Raw genomic sequence first — 3,081 nt, 5'->3', positions numbered from 1 at the left:
TATTTCCGACTGATAGCTGCTCATGGCACATCCTTCGCGTTATTTGAGAATGATTGAATGATTAGAGAAGCCCGGATACTAGGAATGGGGGAGGGAGGAAATCAAATCGACAGTGGATTTCTCTGCTTTAAGCTATACGTGCGGAATATTATTTCATTCTGTTTATTTGGTATATTTGTTAACCAGCCGGAGGGAATGCATCTTGCTGTAACCAGCCTCCCGTTTGTCGTCGCTATGATTTTTGTGGTGAAATCAGAATAAAATCCAGGCAATTAAGGCCCGTAATTAATCGTATTATCATTTACGGCATCACGTTATGTTTTTGCAACCAAATGTGAATTACAGTTAATTGTGATTTACATCACGAAAACACCTTTGTCACGACGGTTTTAACGTCATCGTCCTGCCCACACAACGACATCTCTGGAGTGAACCAGGGGAGATTTCTCAGCGCCGGGAATATCGCTGGGAAACGAATCGCTGATCGACGTTCCACGCGAAAACATGATCGATCAGAGCGGAATACGCATTTATCCCGGTCCGACATTACGCGAACGTCGGGCGCGTCTGCAACGCACTGCCCGGTGACATGACCGCAGAAAATGACACGGTATCTGGACAAACCATACCTCCCGTGCCCATTGCTTATCTGTTAATAGATTGTAACGCACTGATGAATAAGGACCAGGATTATGAAAAAACTGATGTTCACCCTGCCATTGCTGGCCGGTCTCACCGCAGTACATCCGGCGATGGCGGCCATGGATGGGAACGACATAGTGTCCCTGGGCTATGCCCAGCAGCACAGTGACCGCGCAGGTACCCTGCACGGCTTTCGTCTGGGGGACAACCATTCCTTCGCGGATAACTGGGGGCTGAACACTTCGGCCTCATGGACCATGAAAGACGGCGGTGACAATGGTGAATCCAATCTTGTTTCCCTGCTGACCGGCCCGTCGTATCAGATTAGCGACATACTGGGTCTGTACGCTCAGGTGGGGCCAGCGTTCTTCCATGAAGATGCACTGGGCACTAAATGGGGTTACGGCTACGGTGCCGGATTCCAGATCACACCGCGCGAGGACATCAATATCACCGTGGGCTATGAAGGTTCAGATTTCAGCAGCGACCACACCAGCGGCAGTCTGGACACCAACGGCTGGAACCTCGGGGTAGGTTACCGTTTCTGACGGTGATGTCAGCGTGATGCCCGAAGCCGTTTGTCCCAATACGCAGGCTTCGGGCTGAACAGCATCGCCAGATGTTAAGTACTGACAGAATGTAAACAGCATCCCCCGAGAGGATTCATCAGCATACGACAGGACAGTGACCATGTTACACGACCTTTTAATTGCCGGTGTTGTTGGTTTATTTATTTTACTGATGGTGACATCTGTTTTCTTTTTACTCATGAGTCTGGGAGAATAACAAGATTCATATCAGATATAATCCTGGCGGTTATTTAAAATAATATTCATCCACAACCCTTCTGGCGGAAAAAAGAATGAGTAATGACGACCTGACTAACGCGCTAAATGCAGTCAACTTTGCCCACCAGATTTTTGAGTCCCCCTCCAGTCGGGAGGAGGAGGAACTTCGTCATTTATTAAACGCAGTCCGGCAACGTCTTCAGGAGATGCATACCGGGTGCAACGGGCGTTTTGCCCCGGAAAATCGATGACTCATCACTGATGGCGATGGGCTCACAATTTCCCGTGCATTTGCCTGTACAATAATTTTTTGATGAACATCGCAGAACGATTATTTTATGTTTTTATCTGCTATCTTCCGTTCACAGACTCAGTCTGCGTTATTTCCTCATTAAGACTAAAATCATTGGCGCTGCCCGTATGGAGATACACTGACTTTTTTTATTTTCACCGGAAAATGCAATTTTTCGTTGTATTTGATGATAATTACGGATGGTAACTAACCGGAGTATTCTAACAAAAAAACCTCAGGAAATAAATTATCATATTGCATGGAGAAAAACCGACTGTAATAATGCGCTCCCCACAATACAATAATGTCATTCATCATCTATGCTACCTCTCTACCTCTCTACCTCTCTACCTCTCTACCTCTCTACCTCTCCCCGGAATTACTGGCCGCGATCGTTCTGACGGGTTGTCAGATACGCCCACAGGGTAAATTTACGGCTGAACAAATCGCCACCATGCGGTCTTACGGCTTCAGTGAGCTGAATGGCGACTGGTCGCTCTGTCTCTCCGACAAAATCCTGTTTGGTAAAAATGATTACCGTTTACGCTCCGACACAGAGCAAAAAATTGACGCCATGGCGTCGAAAGCGTCCACTATGGGGTTAAAACACGCCAGAACGAATTGGCGATCGATCACCGTGCGAATATGCAATCGTCATCACCGGACCGTAACACCGTGTCTGCGGATGGAATGAATGACATAATTTCAGGCCAACCGCTACGCATTAATATTTTACAGCTCCATCAACGTGTTGCGGTGCCTGGTGCTTCCAGGTAAGCCGTTGGTCAGCCACCGTGGCTCGTGGTTTTTTAAGCAAATCCTTCGTTGAATTTACCGCTGTTTCACCCCGACGCTAGTGGGATCCACCACAACATTGACACGTTCCGGCAGACAGGTGGCATAAAGCAAGTACCAAAAAGTCACCCACCGACTGTAAGCCGATAAACCGGGATCCGGCGGATCGTACCGGTGAGGTTATCGGAGACCTCTGTTTCGGATGTTGCGATAGCCATACCTGATTTGCGTAACCGCAGTACATCGGCGGCGATCCGCTGAATGCCAAACCAGAACATCCCGTCGAGTGCGGTTACCTGTAGACCGCTTTCCAGCGCCAGCCTGAGGCGTTCGCGTGGCGCTTTCACGTCTTTCGCAATCTGCTGATAAGGCGAGGCCGTTACACCAGTGGGATCCAGACGCCGGATGCGAGTGACCATACGGTACTGAAACTCGTCCGGTATCGCACTGAGATCGGAGCGCAAACTCCAGACGCAGACAAAGCGCTTCCCGTTGAAGAGCGCCTCTTTCTGGTTAAGCTGTAGCTCGTTGCGCAGGTTGGCGATCAACTGGGGCGTGCGGGTT

2 protein-coding genes and 1 pseudogene are annotated in these 3,081 nt (G+C 49.0%); 2 read left to right on the top strand and 1 reads right to left on the bottom strand.

Annotated features, from left to right (window positions below; genetic code table 11):
* The first annotated feature begins 692 nt into the window (after positions 1 to 692).
* Both AAIR21_RS27435 and AAIR21_RS27430 read left to right on the top strand, forming a co-directional pair.
* Positions 693 to 1,190 (top strand): outer membrane beta-barrel protein, encoded by a 498-nt coding sequence (locus tag AAIR21_RS27435; RefSeq protein WP_434682770.1) that lies wholly within the window; start codon positions 693 to 695, stop codon positions 1,188 to 1,190.
* A gap of 836 nt (positions 1,191 to 2,026) precedes the next feature.
* Positions 2,027 to 2,338 (top strand): annotated as a pseudogene (locus AAIR21_RS27430) (hypothetical protein); the annotation flags it as partial.
* A gap of 304 nt (positions 2,339 to 2,642) precedes the next feature.
* Here the strand turns inward: AAIR21_RS27430 and AAIR21_RS27425 are convergent.
* A partial coding sequence (locus AAIR21_RS27425) for a helix-turn-helix domain-containing protein (protein ID WP_434682769.1) occupies positions 2,643 to 3,081 on the bottom strand: 439 nt, incomplete at its 5' end.

Source organism: Enterobacter sp. PTB (assembly GCF_051130085.1).
GTDB lineage: Bacteria > Pseudomonadota > Gammaproteobacteria > Enterobacterales > Enterobacteriaceae > Enterobacter > Enterobacter ludwigii.
This window is presented reverse-complemented; position numbering and strand designations above follow the sequence as displayed.

Bases quoted from the DNA above. Each gene is read 5' to 3' on its own strand.
- AAIR21_RS27435 (WP_434682770.1), top strand. From the start codon at position 693: ATGAAAAAACTGATGTTCACCCTGCCATTGCTGGCCGGTCTCACCGCA.